2 protein-coding genes and 1 pseudogene are annotated in these 2,220 nt (G+C 69.4%); 2 read left to right on the top strand and 1 reads right to left on the bottom strand.

Annotated features, from left to right (window positions below):
• Positions 1-466: pseudogene (locus G3N99_RS39090) on the bottom strand (hypothetical protein); the annotation flags it as partial.
• Between the two features lie 86 nt (positions 467-552).
• On the opposite strand from G3N99_RS39090, the gene mutM reads away from it, so the two are divergent.
• Entirely contained in the window at positions 553-1,380 is an 828-nt protein-coding gene (gene mutM, locus G3N99_RS39085; RefSeq protein WP_174937832.1) for a bifunctional DNA-formamidopyrimidine glycosylase/DNA-(apurinic or apyrimidinic site) lyase, read from the top strand.
• 24 nt (positions 1,381-1,404) lie between these two features.
• Positions 1,405-2,220, top strand: an 816-nt coding sequence (gene mutY, locus G3N99_RS39080) for an A/G-specific adenine glycosylase (protein ID WP_206125068.1), incomplete at its 3' end; no start/stop codon positions are given.

Genomic DNA, 2,220 nt, shown 5'->3' with positions numbered 1-2,220 from the left:
CCAGCAGCGCGGCGTCGACCTGCGATGCGCGATTCGAATCCGGTGCGTACTGGCGCCACAGGTTCGCGGCGGACAGCGCGTCGGCCGGGCTCTGCGCACCGAGCGCGATCTCGGTCGCACGCTGCGCCATGCGCGGATCGCGCGTGTCGCGGGCGAGCGCGAGGTAGGTCTGGTAGGCCGGCGCGGGCTGGTTACGCTGCAGCGCGACCTCGGCGGCGAGCACCTGGTAGACGATCTGGCTCGTCAGCGGAACGCCGGGGAGATCCTTTTTCTCGTCCGGCATCACATGCTCGAACGCGCCCTGCGACTCCGCGTCGTCCGATGCCGGATCCTGTGCGTGGGCCGGGAAGGCGGTGAGGGTCCAGGCGGCAAACAGCGCGGCGCCGAGTGCACGGCGGACCGGGAAGGCGCGCGCGCCGCGCACGGCGGCGGGGCGCTTCTGAAGCAGCTTCGAGGGCAGGGTCATGGAAATCCGTTCGATGTTTCAACCGATTGTAACGCGCTCGCTACAATACACGCACGATCGTGAATCCAGTCTCAGACCCGCAAAACATGCCAGAGTTGCCAGAAGTCGAAGTCACGCGCCGGGGCATCGAGCCCTTTGTCGCGGGCCGCCGCGTCGAGCGTGTCGACGTCCGTACCGAGATGCTGCGCTGGCCCGTGCCGGCCGGGCTCGCCGAGCAATTGCGCGCGCGCGAGGTGCTCGCCGTCGAGCGCCGTGGCAAGTACCTGCTGTTCGAGGTCGACGCGGGCTGGTTCATCGTCCATCTCGGCATGACGGGTACGTTGCGCGTGCTGCCCGCGGACGGCGTGCCGGTCGCCGCGAAGCATGACCACATCGACTGGATCTTCGACGAATTCGTGTTGCGGTTCCGCGATCCGCGCCGTTTCGGCGCGGTGCTGTGGCACCCGCGCGAAGCGGGCGACGTACATGCACATCCGCTCCTCGCGAGCCTCGGCGTCGAGCCGTTCTCGCCGGCGTTCACCGGCGCGCTGCTGCACGCGCGCACGCGCGGCCGCACCGTGTCGGTCAAGCAGGCGCTGCTCGCGGGCGACATGGTCGTCGGCGTCGGCAACATCTATGCGTCGGAGAGCCTGTTTCGCGCCGGCATCCGGCCGACGACGGCCGCCGGCAAGGTGTCGCTGCCGCGCTACGAGCGACTGGCCGACGCGGTGCGCGCGACGCTTGCCGACGCGATCGAGCGCGGCGGCAGCACGTTGCGCGATTTTGTCGGCAGCAACGGCGAAAGCGGTTATTTCCAGCTCGACTGCTTCGTCTACGACCGAGCGGGCCAGCCATGCCGCGTATGCAACACGCCGATCCGCCAGATCGTACAGGGCCAGCGGTCGACCTATTTCTGCCCGACCTGCCAGCGTTGAAACCTTTTTCCACGATTAGATAACTTGAAGCCGCCCCGCATCGCCCCCGCACCGTTCCCCGTCACGCCGCTGCATCGCACGTTCGCCACGCGCCTGGTCGCGTGGCAGCGCGAGCACGGCCGCCACGACCTGCCATGGCAGAACACCCGCGATCCGTACCGGATCTGGCTGTCGGAAATCATGCTGCAGCAGACGCAGGTATCGACCGTCATCCCGTATTACACGCGCTTTCTCGAACGCTACCCCGACGTCGCCGCGCTCGCGGCCGCGCCGACCGACGACGTGATGGCGCTGTGGGCGGGGCTCGGCTACTACTCGCGCGCGCGCAATCTGCACCGCTGCGCGCAGGTCGTCGTTGCCGAGCACGGCGGTGCGTTTCCGGCGACGCCCGACGCACTGGCCGAACTGCCGGGCATCGGCCGCTCGACGGCTGCGGCGATCGCGTCGTTCGCGTACGGCGCGCGCGCGACGATCCTCGACGGCAACGTGAAGCGCGTGCTTGCGCGGGTGTTCGGCGTCGAGGGCTTTCCGGGCGAGAAGCGCGTCGAGAACGACATGTGGGCGCTCGCCGAATCGCTGTTGCCCGACGCGGCGAACGCGGCCGACGTGAGCGCGTATACGCAGGGGCTGATGGATCTCGGCGCGACGCTGTGCGTGCGCGGCAAGCCCGATTGCGCGCGCTGCCCGTTCGCGGGCGACTGCGTCGCGCAATCGACGGGCCGCCAGCGCGAACTGCCGGCCGCGCGACCGAAGAAGGCCGTGCCGACCCGCAAGACCTGGATGCTCGTGCTGCGCGACGGTGACGCCGTGCTGCTCGAACGGCGGCCGCCGACCGGTATA

Source organism: Burkholderia sp. Ac-20392 (assembly GCF_017104585.1).
GTDB classification, from domain to species: domain Bacteria; phylum Pseudomonadota; class Gammaproteobacteria; order Burkholderiales; family Burkholderiaceae; genus Burkholderia; species Burkholderia lata.
This window is presented reverse-complemented; position numbering and strand designations above follow the sequence as displayed.

What these genes read in the sequence shown, in the direction of transcription:
- mutM (WP_174937832.1), top strand. Translation starts at nt 553, where the DNA reads ATGCCAGAGTTGCCAGAAGTCGAAGTCACGCGCCGGGGCATCGAGCCC.